Genomic DNA, 17,888 nt, shown 5'->3' on the forward strand with positions numbered 1-17,888 from the left:
TATTCGCCATGCTTATTGTTTTTACGACTATTTTAGTTATTACTGTGGAGATTAACACGACTGAAGAGCAAGATTAATTTGAAGTAAAAGCGTGAGCCATCATGGTTCACGCTTTTGTTTTTTGGCCTCTACTCAAATGCCATCCTTGCCAAGCGCTACCTTCTCTTTTATCTCCGTTTCTTCCCAGCCTTTACATACATCAATCCATTCCTTAGCGGATGAATATTTAAATAATTCGTCAATCGTTAATTCAATGGCAGAGTTCGAGCTTCCACAAGCCGGAAATAAAGTCTCGAAGCGCTTCATTGAAACATCCAAGTAGACATCTAGTTCGTTTTTTAACCCGAATGGACAAACTCCACCTATGGCATGGCCCGTTTGATCAAGTACTTCATCAGGAGTAAGCATTCGAGCTTTGAAACCAAATGTATGACGAAATTTCTTATTATCGATTTTTGCATCTCCCGCGGCTACGATTAAGATCGCCTTTTCTCCCTCTCCTCTAAAGGATAATGTTTTCGCAATTCGAGCAGGAATAACACCAATTGTGTCGGCCGCTTCTTCTACTGTTGCACTTGATGCTGTAAATTCCATTACATCATCTTCACGGTTCCATTGTTTAAAATGGGCCTTAACACTTTCAAACGACATCTTATTCATCCTTCCAACTAGTAATATATAGAATAATAACATAATTCAATTAGAAAAAAATGAACAAGGAACTTTAGGAAAAGAGGAGGGTTTTTACGATATAAAGTAAAACAGCTGGATACGATTTTTCATCCAGCTGTTTTTTTATTTTCCACTTTTGAACTAGACGTGGGCTATGTCTAAGTTAAGATCGTTTATTCACTTCTATCTTTTATCGGCATCTTCAGCAATTTCTTTAAACGATTTCACCTTGCCATGTGGGTTTTGCGATTGCTTTCTTTTTTTCCATTCTCGTTCCTCTTGCTGCTTTGATTGAGTCATCTTGAACACTCCCCTCTTACGTTTTCAATTATATTGTTGCCTCTTTTTGATCTTACTTTCATGACAATCTTTCCTAGTATATTTCTGTATGCTGATACGGAAAATAAAATAAAAAGTGTAAAGGAGAATGGAATGGACAGTGAGCGCGCGCAGGAAATCTTGAATTCACCTGTGAAAATCAATGTTGCTTATCATGGAATTCCTGTATTTATAGAAAAAGTACACGACGAAAAAAAAACCGCAACCGTTTTTCCTCTCGATGAAATGAAAAATAGTCAGGAAGTGGAATTAGAGGGTCTATATGAAGAGGGTCCATACTAAACTAGGGGGTCATTTATATGAACAGATTACGAGCAGAAGAAATCGCAGCATCACCAGAATTGCGGACAGTCATATATAAAGGAGAGCGTGTCTACATTCAAAACGTCGATCCTACAAACGATACTGCCCGAGTATATCATCTAGATGACCCTGGTAACGAATTTGAAGTACAACTTGTACATTTGAGTGAGCAGTAACTAACAATTGGTGGTAAAAGCTGCTTTTCTTTTACCACCGATTATTAATTAAGAAGTCACGTATTTATAATTTTTACAGGTCCAATTAATCCCCTATATATCCGTTATCATTAAACCATTCAATATTTACTGCATTTTTCATAAGAAAAAATACATCCACCCTTCAACATATTACATTCTCATTTTGAAATTACAATTGCTTCCCATAACAATGAATCCCTTTTCGAATTACATTATTTAGTAGAAATCTCTCTTACTCCGCTGCTTTTCTTTTTTACCGCTTCTCTATAAAAAGCCCCCTTTGCCAAGTATTCCTACGTTAGAAGAAGGATATTAAAGCATGTATGTATTTTCATACATGTAAAGAGCAGACAGCTACGATTATCGCCGCTAACGACTATTTATCGCATTTGATTCCTATTTATGGTATTTGTTATAGTTAAACAGGTAGAATCAAGTAGCGAACGACTTGCAATAACCTTGTGAAGAATAACACAAATTAGGAGTTGATATGTATGGGATCTGTTCAAATTACAGATCACAAAGAAGAGATGAAAGATGATTATTCATTAGATCGTGTGCCTCGTTCAAAAAGAACGATGGGTTGGCTAAGCATTACGAATATTACTTTTGGTATTGCAACTGCCATTTTTTATTTTCAAATGGGAAGTGTTATGGCCCTTCAGTTTGGAGCCATTAACGCAATTATTTCCGCGATTTACGCCATCATTGTTGCCGGGGTACTTGGGACATTCATTGCTTATTTTTCAGCAAAATCTGGGATGAACGTCAATTTAATGTCTAGAGGCGGCGGATTTGGTTATATCGGAGCGTCTTTAACCTCATTCATTTATGCTACAAATTTCATCATGTATTGTGCATTCGAAGGCTTGATTTTAGTCTCCGCTGTTCACACTTTCTTCCCTGTCATCCCCGAATGGGTACTGATTATATTCTTCGGAACCATTGTCATCCCTTTAAATTGGTTCGGTATTAAACAGCTTGATAAATTGCAAAAATGGTCATTGCCAATTTTCATTATTTTCTTAATAACAGCAATTGTTGTATCCATCTATACACCTTCATTATACGAAGGAAGCTTTTGGAGCTATATGCCTGAAGGTGTTCAAATAGGCGGAAAAGCTTTATTGCTTTGTATTGGTATGCATCACGGAATCATGGGTTTGACAGCTTTATTAGCATCTGACTATGCACGCTTTCTAAAGCCTGAAGATATTAAAATCGGTTCGGTTGCGATCGGATTCATTCCACAAATCTTCTGCTTTGGTGTCATGGGCGGTCTCGGTATTTGGTTTGGCGTACGTCTTGGTGAACCAAATCCTGGTGTATACATCGTACTTCTGCTTGGTATAGGTGGCGCATTATTTACGATGCTTACACAATTAAGAATTAATGTAACGAACATATATAGTGGCTCGCTATCTCTTGCTAACTTCTTTGAAAATGTTTTCAATTTTAAGCCAAGCAGACGGTTTTGGGTTGTTATAACTGGAGTATCAGCAATAGTATTAATGCTTGGCGGAATTGTCGATCATTTGGACACGGCAATGACGTTCCAAGGTGTGTTTCTTTTAGCTTGGGCAGCCATTTTAGTTACTGATGCCTTAGTCGTGAAAAAAATGCTTAAAATCGGTCCTGGTTATTATGAAGCACGTCAACAATATTTACACAAATGGAATCCCGTTGGCGTTGTCTCCTTACTAATTGCGAGTGGTCTTGGTACGATTGCAGCATTGGGATATATGGGTACATTTTTGCAAAGCACAGCTGCCTTTTTTGCAGCGATCCTTGCGGCTATTCTCACAATTATTATCGCGATTTTTACAAAAGGAAAATATTATCTAAAAAAAGAAGCAAACGATATTCCTCGTGAGGACTATGTGGCATAAGCAAAAAAATCATTGGATGAATGATCTCTCAGACCACCTTGAAAACGCTTATCATACAAGACTCACAGCCGAGGAAAGACACGAATAGAAGTTGGAAGCAACACAGTATGCGAGCGTTTTTCAACAGTTTGAAGAGGCTGGGACAAAACTAAATTGATCAATTCCATAGGCGAACAATGCAATACCTTAGCGTAGGAAATATACGTAGACTCCTGCGGGAAGTAAGGCATCGTTGAGACCCCCGCAAGTGCGTAGCACGAGGAGACTCAACAACCGCCCGCGGAAAGCGAAGTATATTTCCGGAGCGAGTCATTTGCAGTTGCTAGCGTTCGTATTTTGATTTGCTAAAAAACTTTTGTCCCGGCCTTTTCTCTCATTCGCGTTCTATCATAAATTGACTTGTTAAACCATTTAAGTCGTTCGAGATTTTATTCAAATTGTTAGAGATCTCTTGATTTTCGTTTACTAATTTTAATTGGTTTTCAAAATATCCGGACATTTCCTCACTGCTCGCTAATGTTTCTTGGGAAATACTTACAAACCTTTCCACAACTTCCTCCATTTTCGGTACCATTGATTGTAAGTCATGCAAAGACAGCCCCATAATTTTCAACTCTTTTGTTGTATCACCCATTTTACTCACTAAATATTGGAAGGCTTCATTGGAAGTACTTGCAACATTCATGTGATCTTGCATTTTTTCTAATATAGGAGTGAATTCTTTAGACACTTGTTCACTAATATTCGCCATTTGTATAATCGGAATTGAAATTTCATCTGTTGCTTTCGATGTTTGTTCAGCTAGCCTTTTCACTTCGTTTGCAACAACAGCAAATCCCTTTCCTGATTCTCCAGCTCTCGCCGCCTCTATCGTAGCATTTAATGCAAGCAGTCTTGTTTGTTCAGAAATATCTTGAATGACTTTAACCACTCCTGCGATATCATTGGACTGATCCTTCACTTGTGATATCGTCGCATGAATGTTTACGAACGCCGTATCTAAGTCACTCATCGATATCATCATTTTTCCAATTTCCTGTTGCCCCGTTTGAGCTTGCTCATTCATATTTTCTGCACTTTTATCAATGTGCTCCACTTGGTCAACAACTTGGCGAATATGCTCCTTCATCATATGAAATTGTGTCAGGCTTCCACTGGAACCCGCTGCTGTTTGTTCAGCTCCTTCTTTAACGATATGGACCATATGTAAAAGCTCATTTGTATTTTCCTTAACGACACGTGATGAACGATGAAGCTGGGAACCAGTATTCGTCAAATGTTCAGTCGTCCCTTTCATTTCTTTAATTAGACTGTTCAATACATCCATCATCTGATTAAAGCCATTCGTCAAGGATACAATTTCAGGAGTAGTTGTTGTTACTGCAACTGTTTGGCTGAAATCCCCCTTACTCACCATCTCCATTACAGCCTTCAATTTTGCTAATGGTTTCGTCAGTTTTTTTATAGAGAAAAAGAGTAATAGTGAGGTAACGATGATACTAATCAATACAATGATTTGCATAGAATTCCTTAATCCCCATATCCCTTCCAAATAATTTGCCGTTGGAATCGCTATAACGAGCGTACTTCTTATATCTTGCACAAATAAAAAGGCGACGATGTATTCCACATCATTGATGTGCACATACATTTTTCCCTCTTTTTTCTCTAAAATATTAGCTGTCATCACTTCATCCAATGAAAAGCTTGCTGTCTTACTCACGCTAAACGGACGAACATGACCATCTTCGTCGATTCGAAAAAACTCAGCAGCTAATCCATCTTGGAGCATTTCCACTGATTGAGCTCGAATTCCATATTCCAATTGTGATTCAAATTTTTCCAGATCATTAACATAAGAAAGCTTTAAATATTCGGCCCGTTCACGACTTACTTTAATTTCTCTTTCAACTCTATTTTCATTTGCTTCCATTAGCATATCCTTTGCTTGTGTATAACTTATGTAACCAATTACTCCCATCGATATAATGCAAATACTTACAACTAACAATATTAATCTCGTACTAAAAGAAATACGATCAATCAATTTTCCTTTCATACTTCGACCGATCTTTATTATTCTCTCTTTCATCCGGTCAATCCCCATCTATATCCCCCCAAAAGCAAGCCTTTAGACCTATTATGGCAAGCAATTGTAAAGATATATTTAATAGTATGTAAAGATTTGATATAGTTTTACGAATCTATTAGCCAAACAAAAAAATACATCACCAAAGCAACCGTCGCATTTGCAAGTTACTTTAGTGATGCATGATTATTTTGCTAACATCGTCAATATCGTATCTAAAATGACGTTTACTCCTTTTTCACATTCCTCCCAATGAGTGAGTTCCTCCTCACAATGGCTTTTCCCATTAACACTTGGAACGAATACCATGGCGGTCGGAATATAGCTTGCAATGAACTGAGCATCATGCCCCGCGCCGCTAACCATTCTTTTATTTGAGTATCCTAACGATTTTGCTGACTCATCGAGCGATTGACAAATGTCTGAGTCAAACCAAACGGTATCTCGTCCCCATAATTTTGTTGCCTTTATTTTACATCCTTCAGCCGATACTTGTGGAAGATTTTTAATCACTTGTTCAACAGCAGCAATTACTTCTGGATCTTTATGTCGTGATTCAATAGTAAAGACAACCGTATTTGGGATCACCGTATGAATATTCGGATACACATTCATTCTCCCGACAGTGTACACTAATTCTGTATCCAAACTAGCTAATTGTTTTCGTATGTCTGTTAATAAGTCATTCGCTGTAAAGAGGGCATCCTTTCTCATGCTCATTGGAGTCGTACCCGCATGATCAGATTCCCCTATTACTTCAATTTCATAGCAAATCATTCCGACGACACATTCAACGACGCCAATTGTAATCGATTGCTTTTCTAAAATTGGGCCTTGCTCAATATGCAATTCTAAGAAAGCTGAAGCCTCTGTTAAGCGATTTTCTTGATCACCTGCATAACCGCTTGCTTGCAACGCATGTTTAAACGTCATGCCATTCGTATCTTTTTTATTGATCATCGCCGTTTTTTCAAATTTTCCCGAAAGGACACCCGACGCCATCATCGATGGTTCAAAGCGTGCACCTTCTTCATTTGTAAAATTAACGATGGCAATCGGAATAGAAGGTTTTATACCATTCTCTACTAATGTTCTAACTACTTCTAAGCCAGCAACCACCCCAAGAACGCCGTCAAAACGACCACCCTTCTTTACGGTATCCAAATGCGAGCCAATGACAATCGGCGGTTGATCAGTGGCACCGGCTAGGGTCGCATACATGCATCCCATATCATCGACTGTTACTGTTAAACCAAGTTCTTCACAACATGAGCGAAAATAATCCCTTACTAATTGGTCCTCCTTTGATAATGCCAATCGAGTGACACCATTGTTTTCTGTCCGTCCAAAGTTTGCAAAGCGTTCAAGTTCGTCTTTCAATCTTTCCCCGTTTATTAAAAGCTTTTGTTTTTGCATTTGAACACTCCTCACTTTTTACTCGTAAAGAGATTTCTTAATATTACAATTATAGCGAATTATCCTCAATTGTCATTGGACAAAACATCAAATTACTTTCAGCTTTATTAGATAGTATGTAAAAACGAAGACAGTCAGTATTGATACTGTCTTTAATTAGTTGACCAAAACTAAAATAAAGCAAGAGAAGAAAAAATCATTTTCTTCCCTTGCTTTTATATTTTTTTATGAACCTCCAACGGTTAAACAACTCTTGAAGGACATTATAGTTCTATTAGAAATGTCTTTTATTAACCATTTTAAGGTATAACAGCCTACTTAACAATCTCTGTTTCGATTAATTTAAATTCTGTTACATCGACAATGCCGCGATTGGAAATACGTACTTCAGGAATGACAGGCAAAGCAATTAATGAGAAGGTCATAAAAGGCGCATGTAATGGGCAGCCGATTTCCTTCCATGCTTTTTCTAGCTGTTGAACCTCTTCCACGACCGTTTCTAAAGGCTGGTCTGACATAAGCCCTGCAATTGGCATACTTACTTTTGCTAGTACTTGTCCATTATCGACTACGATCATTCCTCCGCCGATTTTTGCTAACTCATTCGCAGCATAGGCCATATCCTCTTGATTTGTCCCCATCACAAGCATATTGTGGCTATCATGGGCAACGGTTGAAGCGACAGCACCTTTCTTGAATTGAAAGCCATGGGCAAATCCAAGCGATATTTGCCCTGACGCATGATGGCGATCGATACATGCTAGTTGAATGATATCTTTTTCAATAGAGGGCTCGATTACGCCGTCGACAACTTGCAATGTCGCCACCATTTTTTCCGTTCGAGCACTATTTTCAATTACTTTAATGACGTTGACATCTGTTTCAGCATTCTCACTCTTGCTTTTCAGTGAAAAATCAGCAGCTGTTAAAGCTGATTTCAAATGAATGGAATTTCTAATATGCTCGGGATACGTAAAGCTTGGTAATACTTTTATAAGCTTGCCATGATCAAAAATGACTTCCCCGTCCGTAATCACGGTTGTCGGTTCCACTTGCTGGAGATCGTCGATTAATAAAATATCAGCAAATTTTCCAGGTGCAATCGCCCCTAAATCTTGTTCCAAATGATAATAGCGTGCAACATTAATCGTCGCCATTTGAATCGCCGTTACTGGATTTACTCCCTCTTCAATTGCTCTGCGGACGACATGGTTTAAATGTCCCTTTTCAACGAGAGTTTGTGGATACACATCATCGGTAACTAAACTAATATTATCCGTATTCACTTTATCCTCTGTAACAACCTTAATAACTTCCTTTACATCATGCCATGCAGATCCTTCACGAATCATCAAATGCATCCCTAAGCGCAGCTTTTCAAGGCCTTGCTCCCTCGTGACTGTTTCATGGTCGGATGTTACACCAGATGCAATGTATGCCTGAAGCATCTGATCATCTTCTGGAGGAAAATGGCCCGTCACGGTTTTATTCGCCTTCATTGTTTCTGCAATTTCGCCAAGCATGAGCTCATCTCCGAAAACGACCCCTGGAAAATTCATTACTTCCCCAAGCCCTGCAACGTTTTCCCATTGCAATCCTGTTTTGATCTCCTCTACACCTAATGCTGCACCCGCATCCTCAAAATCTGTCGTTGCCGGCACACAGGAAGGAATTGTTGTATATACTTTTAACGGGAGCTGCTGCCCTTCTTCATGCATGAGACGGACACCTTCCATCCCAAAAACATTGGCGATCTCATGTGGGTCCATAAAAATTCCCGTCGTCCCTTTTGCCATTGCCGCTTTAGCAAACTCTGTAACTGAAAGCATCGTGCTTTCGATATGCAAATGTCCATCAAGGAATCCAGGGGCAATATATCGGTTGCTTGCATCAATGACTTTTGTCTTTTCACCGATTGTATGATCTGCCTTTCCAATATAGGCAACTCGCCCTTTACCAATTGCTACATCGATATTTTCAAGCAATTCTCCCGTTAACACATTCACTAACGTCCCATTTTGAATAACAAGATCCGCTTTCTCGATCCCTCTTGCGACCTTTGATAAATGCTGGCTTACTTCATATAACTTTTTTCTTTTATTCACGAAAGTGCCTCCCCGCTAATTATAAAAATGGGGAATGCCCATTTTAACGATGTGCATTCCCGCTATTTCGATTTCTTAAACACCTAATTATACAGCCCAACCAAGATAGGCAACGAAAATGACAAATAAAACATACATGACAGGATGTACTTCTTTATATTTTCCTTTAAATGCCATCAAGATTGGATATACGACAAAGCCGAGAGCAATACCTGTTGAAATACTATACGTTAACGGCATCGTAATCACTGTTAAGAACGCTGGAATTGAATTTTCAAGCTCGCCCCACTTAATGCCTGCTAACGCAGATGCCATTAATACACCTACAATAATCAATGCTGGCGCAGTGACTGATGGTGTTACAACACTAAGCAATGGTGAGAAGAAAAGCGCAACAACAAACAATCCCGCAGTTACAACAGAAGTAAATCCAGATCGACCACCAGCCGCAACCCCTGCAGATGATTCAACAAAAGATGTCGTTGTGGAAGTACCTAAAACTGCTCCAAGCATCGTAGCAATCGAATCTGCTGTTAAAGCTTTTCCTGCTCTAGGCAGTTTTCCGTCTTTGATCAATCCAGCTTGTCTAGCAACTGCCACTAACGTACCTGCTGCATCAAAGAAGTTAACGAATAATAAAGTGAAAACAACAATTAATAAGTCCGGAGTAAAAATGTCACCAATATGAGCAAATAGCTTACCAAATGTTGGTTCAAGACTTGGAATTGGCGCAACAATTTTATCAGGAAATGGTATTAATCCAAAAATCATCCCGACAACAGATGTAATAATCATTGCATAAAAGATTCCGCCTTTAAAGCCTCTTATCATGAAAAATGCTGTAACGATTAAACCAAAAATAGCAAGTAACGTATTTGGCGCTGTCAGATTTCCTATACCTACAATTGTTGCTTCATTAGGCACGACAATTCCAACATTTTGAAAACCTAGAAAAGTAATGAACAAACCAATACCTGCACCTACTGCAAGTTTTAATTGTTCAGGAATCGCGTTTATAATCGTTTCACGTACTTTTGTTAATGTTAAGATAAAGAAAATAACCCCTGAAATGAACGTTCCTGCCAATGCTGTTTCCCAAGGAATTCCCATACCTAATACGACAGTAAAAGCGAAGAATGCGTTTATCCCCATACCAGGCGCTAACGCTAGCGGATAATTCGCCCAAACTCCCATAATTAATGTACCTGCCGCTGACGCAAGTGCTGTCGCTACGAATACTGCACCCTCATCCATTCCCGCTGCAGTTAAAATAGAAGTATTCACAAATAAAATATAGGCCATTGCTAGGAAAGTCGTTAAACCCGCAACCGATTCTTGACGGTAATTCGTATTTAACTCCTTAAAATTGAAATAACGTTGCATTCCCTTTTCCTCCTAAAATTCAATTGAACAGAAAAAATCCTGGATATTATTCTACCCAGGTTATGACTCTACATCCAAACAACAAACAAATGACATATATCGACAAAAATAGCCGTCATTTCTCTATTGTTCTTCATGTAGTCTGGTCATTTACGGTTACCAGGTAGAAACGCTTGAGCCCTATTCCCAAGCATATACATTCAATAGAACTTTTTAATTTGTATTTTTACTCTATCATTTATAGCACAAAATACCTATCTTCGTCAACGAAAAACACGAATGTTAGTTAAATATTTTTAATAAATGTTCGTGATTAGTCTATTACTCGATTGCACCATTAATATCGTACTTGTCTAGATCGATATCCACCTCTTCACCAAGAGTCAGTTTGGCAAGCTGCATCCCTAAATAGGGACCAACTGTTAATCCAGATGCGCCAAGTCCATTCGCAAGATAAAGACCTTTATATCCCGGCACTTGACCAATGATTGGAAGGAAGTTCGGCGTAACAGGGCGAAAGCCAACACGTGCTTCAACAAAGGTCGCGTCTGCCAATCCTGGAGCAACAGTAAGTGCCTTATCGAATACTTCATGCAATCCTCCCACTGTTACACGGCGGTCAAAATTGGTATCATCTTCATGTGTTGCCCCAACGACGATGCGCCCATCCGCAAATGAAAGAATGTATTGATTATTTGGCGGCATGACAACTGGCCACATCTCTGTTTTTTCTCCTTCAAGTTGAAGATGAGCAATTTGCGCCTTTTGACCACTTACTTGCAATTCAATTCCGAGTGGTGACAATAATTCAGCTGCCCATGCTCCGGCAGTTACGATTATGTGATCAGCTCTATATTGCTTATCGCCCACAAGAATTCCCATTGCGTGGTCACTCGTAAACATCAATTGAGCAGAGCCTTGAATGAATCGGGCTCCATGTTTTTTCGCCCCATTTATAAGCGATTGGCGCAATGCACGGCCATTTACACGTGCTCCACCTTGAACGAAAAGGGATTGATACTCTGCAGATAATGGAGGAAACAATGCTTTTGTCTCAGCTTCCGTTCGCTTTTCGATCGTCCCCATTTCAGGCGCCTCTTCACGTTTTTTCAACGCCAGCTCTTCCAATTCAATTAGCTTTTCATCATCCGTATGAAGACGAATCGCCCCAACCTTTTCATAGCCCGTTTCTCTTTCTCCATCTTCTTCAAGCTGATTGATAAGGGTTGGATAATAAGCTGCTCCACCTTTCGCCAGAGCATACCACGCTTTATTTCTTCGTTTCGTTAACCACGGGCAAATGATACCAGCAGCAGCGTCCGTTGCTTGTCCAGGATCTTGACGGTCAATGATAGTTACTTCAGCCTTGCCCGATTTCGCTAGATGATACGCGGTTGATGCCCCTAATATCCCTGCACCAATAACAATATATCGCTTCATAAACAAACATCCTTTATTTTTACGTTGGGAACCTTTACCCATTTCATCCGTATACAATACAGAAATGAGTATTTCGTTCATTTACAATTTATTCTATAATTATAGCATGAAAGATCGTAATTTTATGAAAGAGGGTGTAGCAATGAGCTTTAAAAACTTTTTCAAAAAACAACTGTTAGATATTATCGAATGGGAAGATCCCTCAAATAATACATTGGTTTATAAATTCCCAATCGAAGATAATGAAATTCAAAATGGCGCCCAGTTAACCGTCCGTCCTGGTCAATTTGCGATATTTTTAAATGAAGGAAAAATCGCCGATGTTTTCGGAGAAGGAATGCATAGGCTTGAAACGAAGAATCTCCCGATTTTATCAGACTTAAAAGGTTGGGCATTCGGATTTAAGTCACCGTTCAAAGCGGATATTTATTTTGTAAATACGAAACATTTTCTCGATCAAAAATGGGGCACACAAAACCCGATTTGGATTAACGATCCGAAGTTTGAACAAGTAGAAGTAAGAGCATTTGGGACATTTGGCTTTCGGATTGAAGATCCTGTCATGTTTCTTAGCACGGTTAGCTCTACAAACAAAATTTACAAAGTCGATGATCTAAAAGGACAGCTAAAAGAATTTGTTTTAAGTGAGTTTTCAAATGTCGTCGCCAAGCAAGGGGTAACGATTGCTGAGCTATCACAAAATTACCGAGTAATGAACGAAGCGATGAAGCATGAGCTAGAGGATGAATTCAAAGCAATCGGCTTAGAAATTGTCGCTTTTACCGTCTCAAATATTTCCCTTCCAGCCGATTTAACGAAAATTTTAAAAGAGAGAACACGTATCAATATGATGGGTGGTATGGATTCTTATAAAGATGTGCGTAAACTGGATGCATTAGAAAAAATGTCTGAAAACGAAGGTGCTGGCGGGGGAATGGCGCAAGCGGGAATGGGGCTTGGCGCTGGGCTCGGGTTTGGACAACTGATTACCGATTCGCTCCAACCAAAGCAACAACAGCCGGTATCCGAGGAAAAGAAGGCCTGCGTCCACTGTCAGCATATGATTGCAAAGGATGCCAAGTTCTGCAGCCATTGCGGGGAGAAAACAGAGCAAGCGTCTGCACAGAAATTTTGCACAGAATGCGGTCACGCCAATCAACCTGACGCGAAATTTTGTGGCCAGTGCGGGACGAAAATCGAATGAATAGAGGAAAATTTTTATTAAAAATAATGCTTTGCGCGCTCTTCATTTTTCTCATCCAAGTCGATTTCACCTTTGCTGATGTCGGTAACGGGGTTTCTCATAATGAGGACCCATCTGGTGGGGGATCATTTGATTTTTCTGGAGAAGGCATTGATTTATGGTTCCTCTTTTATTTATTAAGGGAGCATCCTATTCTAGCAGTGATTGTCATTATCGCTTTCTTTTTAGTAAAAAAATTCAGGAAGCCGACAACAACGACAACCCGGCCGCAAAATCGATCGCGTCCTGCTTATCGACCTGTTGCAGCTAATCTGAGCAAATTAAAAGAAAAAGATCCGCTCTTCTCAGATGAATTATTTTTATCAAAAGTAAATAATATGTTTATCCAATTGCAGCAAGCATGGATGGATAAGCAATGGAATAGCATTCGCCCATTTGAAACAGACCCATTATTTAATATGCATCATAAGCAATTGCAGTCATATATTGATCAGCAGCGAACGAATGTCGTTGAAAACATCGCCATTTTAGATTCGAAAATTGTTCGCTACGAAAATGACGGCGATCACGATGAAATTGATGTATACTTGCGAGTGCGCATAAACGATTATGTCATTGATGACCATACAAAAAAGGTGATTAAAGGAAATCCAAATCGAGACATTTATATGACCTACATTTGGACATTAATCCGAAAAGGCAATGTCGTCACTGAAGAAGAAAAAGAGCAATACGAAGTGACCCAATGTCCGAACTGTGGAGCGAATGTAAGTATTAACGCATCCGGTCAATGTGAATATTGTGAAAGTGTCATTTCCAGCGGGGAATATAATTGGGTATTATCAAAAATCAAAATTGTGAGCCAAGAATAAAGGAGCTGCCGAGAAAATTCTCGGTGGCTTTTTCATATTTTTTCTTTTCTAGTGAAAACTAATAAAGAAAAGCGCCAGTTAAGCGATGAAAAGGAGCCATATTGCTTATCATAAGTTTGTTAGCCAATGGGCGCTGAAGCTGGACAGTGAAAAGGAGCGAATGAAGATGAGTCGTGGCAAAGGGTTTGACCATAAAAAGAAGGGACATCCAGGAAATTTCCCGAACAATAGCACCCCCGCAGAACGAAAAGATCATAGCCGTCAATATGAACAAGTGGAAGACATTGTGACACATGAGGCCTTTAAAAACCGCGTGAAAAATGATGAGATGCCGTAACGAACAAGTCCCCCTTGAAGGTGGGACTTGTTGGTATTGCAAGCAGGTTCCAAGAAAATAATAGGAAGAACGAATTTCTGGCTTATTCCAACTCGAGTTGTTTTGTTTCTTTACCTAGAATCACGACTGCAAAAACACCAATTACGATAGACGCACAAAAAATACTAAAAACAATACCAATGTCGTAATTTGCTGCAACAAGAGTTCCGACTAATAGTGGCCCAAGCACTCCACCTACACGGCCAACCGCAGCAGCCATACCTGCCCCCGTCCCCCGGATAACGGTTGGATATTGCTCTGGTGTATAGGCATATAGCGCTCCCCATGCCCCTAAATTGAAGAACGAAAGAAAGATACCAGAAATAAGCAATACCGCTGTTGTATCAGCATTCCCAAAAACGAGTGCACTAGCGGCTGTACCGAGCATATACGTAGCTAACACAAACTTGCGCCCCGCTCTTTCAATGATCCATGCTGCCGTAAAATAACCTGGTAGCTGGGCAAGGGTCATAATTAGCACATATTCAAAACTTTTGATCATACTGAAGCCCTTCATCACCATTACACTTGGAAGCCAAAGAAACATACCATAATAAGAAAAAACAACTGTGAACCAGACAATCCATAACATAATCGTAGGTTTTGCATATTTTTTTGACCATACATCACGAATATTTTGTCCAATCGATTGGGTATTATTTTTCTTCGCAGTAAATTGTGGTGAATCAGGTAAATTGCGTCTTAAATAAATGGCATAGAATGCTGGTAACGCAGTAATAATGAGTGCTACTCTCCAACCATAAGAAGGAATGACGAAATATGAAATAAGAGCAGCGATAAGCCAACCTAAAGCCCAGAAACTTTCCAAAAGAACAACGACTCGTCCGCGCTCTTTCACACCGACACTTTCAGAAACCAATGTTGATGCTACCGGAAGTTCTCCTCCAAGTCCTGCGCCAACGAAAAAGCGCAGAATCATAAAAGCGGCCAACGTAGTTGTAAATGCAGATAATCCACTCGCAACTGAAAATAACACTAATGTGATCATAAAAACATTTTTTCGACCAACTTTATCAGCGATTATGCCAAAAATAAGCGCACCAAATACCATTCCAATCGAATTTATACTGCCGATCCAGCCCATTTGTCCTGGTGTTAAGTTCCAATCAATCGCAAGCGCAGTAATAACAAATGAGAGAATGCCTACATCCATTGCATCAAACGCCCACCCAGTTCCAGCGATACCAAGCAATTTATTACGTGACAGAGAAACCTGTTTTTTTGTTGAAGTTACCATTTTTACCTCCGCTGTCTTTACATATGTTCTTTATATTATTTACAGATAACTATACACCTATAAAAATAGTATGACAATCTAAAATCTATATTTTAGTATCACCAATATTTCCAAAACCTTTCTAATCAATAGAAATAAAGAACAAGGTTTTAGAACTTTATTCTTGGTGTTAAAATGTAGGAAATGAGATAAAGGAGTCTTTATATGCTAAAGGAGAGACTGTATTATATTGATGCATATTGTAAAACATTTACAACTCAAATCAAAAAAGAGGCACAGGATACAGAAGGTAATTGGTACGTTGTATTAGAGAATACTGCTTTTTACCCAACCGGTGGAGGTCAGCCACATGATATTGGGACGCTGAATGACATTCAAGTATTGAACGTGGAAGATGTCGAAGGTGAAATTCGCCATACGGTCGCGACAAAGCTTGGAGCTACGGACCAGGTAAAAGGTGTGATTAATTGGGAGCGGCGGTTCGATCACATGCAGCAGCATGCCGGTCAACATATTTTAACAGCCGCATTCGTTGAATTATTTAAATTACATACTATCAGTTTTCACTTAGGTAAAGAGATCTGCACGATTGATTTAGACGCTGAAGATGTTTCCAGCGAGCAATTAGAAGCGGCGGAACGTCTAGCGAATGAGATGATTTTAAAAAACCTGCCGATCGAAACAAAATGGGTGTCGTCAGATGAGCTTGATCAGTATTCATTACGCAAGGAACTAACCGTAACCGATGAAATCCGCCTCGTCATTGTTCCTGATTTCGACTACAACGGCTGTGGTGGCACACATCCAAGTTCAACCGGACAAGTGAACGCAATTAAAATTTTAGCAACTGAAAAACAAAGACGAAAAACCCGTGTGCATTTTGTATGCGGTGAACGCATTTTACGAGAACTTCATAAAAAAACAAATGTTTTGGCGGAAGCTTCACGCCAGTTAAGCGCACCTGAAGATCGTGTCAATGCTGCTATCGAAAAGCTACTAGAAGCGAATCACTCGCTTGAAAAATCATTGGGAGCAGCACATGAATCCTTATTGTCCTATGAAGCAAATGAGCTACTGTTAAATCAAGAACAAGGCGCTGTCAAGGCGGCATTTGTCGGACGAACGGTTCAAGAGCTGCAAAAATTGGCCCGCTTTCTTGTAGCAAATAATGATGAAGTGATCGCATTACTTGTAGCTGAATCCGATGGGCGATTGCAATTCGTTGCCGGCTGTGGAGCAGCAGTTAAAACAAGCATGAAACAAGTAGCAACGGTTGCGCTTCAGGCTGTAAATGGAAAGGGCGGCGGAAACGACGCTTTCGTCCAAGGCGGCGGGGAGCGAACGATGTCTGGTGAAGAGTTATTGGAGATCATGGCGAAAAGTATACTTTAATGAAATTATAAGGGCTGCTCATATTCGAGCAGCCCTTAACAGTTAACATAAATTATTCAACTAATTTTTAACCCATCCTCAAGTTCAGACACCTTTAAAAATAGAGGTCGTTCATTTCCATGAGGAGTATCAGGATAATGGGTAGAAATAAATAGCTGACCATCTAATCCTTTGAATAGACTCGAATGACCGGCGTTGCGGTCCATTAATAATGAATCCTCGTGAATCCAAGGCCCTTGAATACTTCCTGATTTGGAGCGTGAAATTGCTACTGTATAGCCGCCAAAGCCTTCATCTCCATAATTTGGGATAGAATAGCTCGACCATAGTAAGAGCAAATCACCATTCTTTGCCTTATACATAAACGGAGCATCTGTTAAATATCCTTATTTTTCAATACGCGGGTCACCAAAATATCGGATCCATTTCATATGAGCTGCGTTTAATATTTCGATAGATTCGCCTTTTGATTCTTTTAGATCTTCTGTAAGTCGGGTTGCTTTGATTTTGCCTTCAAATTCCTGCGTCCATTCATGGCAATAAATCATCCAGCGATGGCCTTCCTCGTCTTCGTAGAAAGTACCATCAAGGCATTCCCATTCTTTAGGGGTAATTGCTCCATTACTATGAGGAACATACGGACCAGCAGGGTGATCAGCGACTAAAATACCCGTGCCCCGATGTTCGCCAATTCCACCTTTAAAAGAAGCAAACATATAAAATTTGCCGTCAATTTCAAATACTTCAGGTGCCCAATAATGTCTGACACCCCAAAATCCTTTCGGTGGTTGAAATGCGACATAAGGTCCTTCCCAGTTTTCTAAATCATCCCCAACATATACTTCAAAAATAGGCTCCTGATCTCCTATTCCATCTGCAAATGTAGTGCCGAATAGGTAGTATTTGTTTTCAACTGGATAAGAGAACACAAATGGATCGCGCATATGGATATC

17 protein-coding genes and 1 riboswitch are annotated in these 17,888 nt (G+C 39.6%); of the genes, 7 read left to right on the forward strand and 10 right to left on the reverse strand.

Annotated features, from left to right (window positions below; translation table 11 throughout):
• Positions 1 to 132: 132 nt before the first annotated feature.
• Both KHA95_RS03000 and KHA95_RS22825 read right to left on the reverse strand, forming a co-directional pair.
• A complete protein-coding gene (locus tag KHA95_RS03000) occupies positions 133 to 651 on the reverse strand; it encodes a YbaK/EbsC family protein (protein ID WP_213135962.1) in 519 nt (172 codons plus the stop codon).
• A 204-nt stretch (positions 652 to 855) separates the two neighbouring features.
• Positions 856 to 972: a DUF6254 family protein gene (locus KHA95_RS22825; protein WP_249316468.1), complete on the reverse strand. Its 117-nt coding sequence runs from the start codon at positions 970 to 972 to the stop codon at positions 856 to 858.
• A gap of 132 nt (positions 973 to 1,104) precedes the next feature.
• Here KHA95_RS22825 and KHA95_RS03005 point away from each other — a divergent pair, with 132 nt between their 5' ends.
• From KHA95_RS03005 to KHA95_RS03015, 3 genes are all read left to right on the forward strand, one after another.
• A complete protein-coding gene (locus KHA95_RS03005) occupies positions 1,105 to 1,293 on the forward strand; it encodes an H-type small acid-soluble spore protein (protein ID WP_213135963.1) in 189 nt (62 codons plus the stop codon).
• A gap of 17 nt (positions 1,294 to 1,310) precedes the next feature.
• On the forward strand, positions 1,311 to 1,490 hold the full coding sequence (locus KHA95_RS03010) for an H-type small acid-soluble spore protein (protein WP_213135964.1): 180 nt from the start codon (positions 1,311 to 1,313) through the stop codon (positions 1,488 to 1,490).
• Positions 1,491 to 2,005: 515 nt separating this feature from the next.
• Positions 2,006 to 3,400: a purine-cytosine permease family protein gene (locus tag KHA95_RS03015; RefSeq protein ID WP_213135965.1), complete on the forward strand. Its 1,395-nt coding sequence runs from the start codon at positions 2,006 to 2,008 to the stop codon at positions 3,398 to 3,400.
• A gap of 373 nt (positions 3,401 to 3,773) precedes the next feature.
• Here the strand turns inward: KHA95_RS03015 and KHA95_RS03020 are convergent, their stop codons facing one another.
• The 5 genes from KHA95_RS03020 to KHA95_RS03040 form a co-directional block, all read right to left on the reverse strand.
• Entirely contained in the window at positions 3,774 to 5,507 is a 1,734-nt protein-coding gene (locus KHA95_RS03020; RefSeq protein ID WP_213135966.1) for a methyl-accepting chemotaxis protein, read from the reverse strand.
• 168 nt (positions 5,508 to 5,675) lie between these two features.
• Positions 5,676 to 6,905: a Zn-dependent hydrolase gene (locus KHA95_RS03025; RefSeq protein WP_213135967.1), complete on the reverse strand. Its 1,230-nt coding sequence runs from the start codon at positions 6,903 to 6,905 to the stop codon at positions 5,676 to 5,678.
• 314 nt (positions 6,906 to 7,219) lie between these two features.
• The gene (ade, locus tag KHA95_RS03030) at positions 7,220 to 9,010 is read right to left on the reverse strand and encodes an adenine deaminase (RefSeq protein ID WP_213135968.1); all 1,791 of its coding nucleotides are present in this window, start codon (positions 9,008 to 9,010) and stop codon (positions 7,220 to 7,222) included.
• An 87-nt stretch (positions 9,011 to 9,097) separates the two neighbouring features.
• Entirely contained in the window at positions 9,098 to 10,393 is a 1,296-nt protein-coding gene (locus KHA95_RS03035; RefSeq protein ID WP_213135969.1) for an NCS2 family permease, read from the reverse strand.
• Between the two features lie 118 nt (positions 10,394 to 10,511).
• A riboswitch (purine riboswitch) is annotated at positions 10,512 to 10,613 on the reverse strand.
• A 101-nt stretch (positions 10,614 to 10,714) separates the two neighbouring features.
• Positions 10,715 to 11,833, reverse strand: a complete 1,119-nt coding sequence (locus tag KHA95_RS03040; RefSeq protein ID WP_213135970.1) for an NAD(P)/FAD-dependent oxidoreductase — start codon at positions 11,831 to 11,833, stop codon at positions 10,715 to 10,717.
• Positions 11,834 to 11,975: 142 nt separating this feature from the next.
• On the opposite strand from KHA95_RS03040, the gene KHA95_RS03045 reads away from it, so the two are divergent.
• From KHA95_RS03045 to KHA95_RS03055, 3 genes are all read left to right on the forward strand, one after another.
• The gene (locus KHA95_RS03045; protein ID WP_213135971.1) at positions 11,976 to 13,037 is read left to right on the forward strand and encodes an SPFH domain-containing protein; all 1,062 of its coding nucleotides are present in this window, start codon (positions 11,976 to 11,978) and stop codon (positions 13,035 to 13,037) included.
• Positions 13,034 to 13,909 (forward strand): Tim44 domain-containing protein, encoded by an 876-nt coding sequence (locus KHA95_RS03050; protein WP_213135972.1) that lies wholly within the window; start codon positions 13,034 to 13,036, stop codon positions 13,907 to 13,909. The genes KHA95_RS03045 and KHA95_RS03050 overlap by 4 nt, the downstream gene beginning before the upstream one ends.
• Positions 13,910 to 14,075: 166 nt before the next feature.
• A complete protein-coding gene (locus tag KHA95_RS03055) occupies positions 14,076 to 14,246 on the forward strand; it encodes a hypothetical protein (protein ID WP_213135973.1) in 171 nt (56 codons plus the stop codon).
• Positions 14,247 to 14,328: 82 nt separating this feature from the next.
• On the opposite strand, the gene KHA95_RS03060 is transcribed toward KHA95_RS03055, so the two are convergent.
• Entirely contained in the window at positions 14,329 to 15,543 is a 1,215-nt protein-coding gene (locus KHA95_RS03060) for an MFS transporter (protein ID WP_213135974.1), read from the reverse strand.
• Positions 15,544 to 15,747: 204 nt separating this feature from the next.
• Here KHA95_RS03060 and KHA95_RS03065 point away from each other — a divergent pair, with 204 nt between their 5' ends.
• Positions 15,748 to 16,935: an alanyl-tRNA editing protein gene (locus tag KHA95_RS03065; protein WP_213135975.1), complete on the forward strand. Its 1,188-nt coding sequence runs from the start codon at positions 15,748 to 15,750 to the stop codon at positions 16,933 to 16,935.
• 56 nt (positions 16,936 to 16,991) lie between these two features.
• On the opposite strand, the gene KHA95_RS22830 is transcribed toward KHA95_RS03065, so the two are convergent.
• Together KHA95_RS22830 and KHA95_RS22835 are read right to left on the reverse strand one after the other, a co-directional pair.
• Positions 16,992 to 17,297, reverse strand: coding sequence for a glycoside hydrolase family protein (locus KHA95_RS22830; RefSeq protein ID WP_249316471.1), 306 nt, complete (start codon positions 17,295 to 17,297; stop codon positions 16,992 to 16,994).
• Positions 17,298 to 17,321: 24 nt separating this feature from the next.
• Positions 17,322 to 17,879: a family 43 glycosylhydrolase gene (locus tag KHA95_RS22835; RefSeq protein WP_249316473.1), complete on the reverse strand. Its 558-nt coding sequence runs from the start codon at positions 17,877 to 17,879 to the stop codon at positions 17,322 to 17,324.
• Between the last annotated feature and the right edge of the window lie 9 nt (positions 17,880 to 17,888).

The organism is Bacillus sp. FJAT-50079, assembly GCF_018343515.1.
Taxonomy (GTDB): Bacteria; Bacillota; Bacilli; order Bacillales; family Bacillaceae_C; genus Lederbergia.

Bases quoted from the DNA above. Each gene is read 5' to 3' on its own strand.
- KHA95_RS03000 (WP_213135962.1), bottom strand. From the start codon at position 651: ATGTCGTTTGAAAGTGTTAAGGCCCATTTTAAACAATGGAACCGTGAA.
- KHA95_RS22825 (WP_249316468.1), bottom strand. From the start codon at position 972: ATGACTCAATCAAAGCAGCAAGAGGAACGAGAATGGAAAAAAAGAAAG.
- KHA95_RS03005 (WP_213135963.1), top strand. From the start codon at position 1,105: ATGGACAGTGAGCGCGCGCAGGAAATCTTGAATTCACCTGTGAAAATC.
- KHA95_RS03010 (WP_213135964.1), top strand. From the start codon at position 1,311: ATGAACAGATTACGAGCAGAAGAAATCGCAGCATCACCAGAATTGCGG.
- KHA95_RS03015 (WP_213135965.1), top strand. From the start codon at position 2,006: ATGGGATCTGTTCAAATTACAGATCACAAAGAAGAGATGAAAGATGAT.
- KHA95_RS03020 (WP_213135966.1), bottom strand. From the start codon at position 5,507: ATGGGGATTGACCGGATGAAAGAGAGAATAATAAAGATCGGTCGAAGT.
- KHA95_RS03025 (WP_213135967.1), bottom strand. From the start codon at position 6,905: ATGCAAAAACAAAAGCTTTTAATAAACGGGGAAAGATTGAAAGACGAA.
- KHA95_RS03035 (WP_213135969.1), bottom strand. From the start codon at position 10,393: ATGCAACGTTATTTCAATTTTAAGGAGTTAAATACGAATTACCGTCAA.
- KHA95_RS03040 (WP_213135970.1), bottom strand. From the start codon at position 11,833: ATGAAGCGATATATTGTTATTGGTGCAGGGATATTAGGGGCATCAACC.
- KHA95_RS03045 (WP_213135971.1), top strand. From the start codon at position 11,976: ATGAGCTTTAAAAACTTTTTCAAAAAACAACTGTTAGATATTATCGAA.
- KHA95_RS03050 (WP_213135972.1), top strand. From the start codon at position 13,034: ATGAATAGAGGAAAATTTTTATTAAAAATAATGCTTTGCGCGCTCTTC.
- KHA95_RS03055 (WP_213135973.1), top strand. From the start codon at position 14,076: ATGAGTCGTGGCAAAGGGTTTGACCATAAAAAGAAGGGACATCCAGGA.
- KHA95_RS03060 (WP_213135974.1), bottom strand. From the start codon at position 15,543: ATGGTAACTTCAACAAAAAAACAGGTTTCTCTGTCACGTAATAAATTG.
- KHA95_RS03065 (WP_213135975.1), top strand. From the start codon at position 15,748: ATGCTAAAGGAGAGACTGTATTATATTGATGCATATTGTAAAACATTT.
- KHA95_RS22830 (WP_249316471.1), bottom strand. From the start codon at position 17,297: ATGTATAAGGCAAAGAATGGTGATTTGCTCTTACTATGGTCGAGCTAT.
- KHA95_RS22835 (WP_249316473.1), bottom strand. From the start codon at position 17,879: ATGCGCGATCCATTTGTGTTCTCTTATCCAGTTGAAAACAAATACTAC.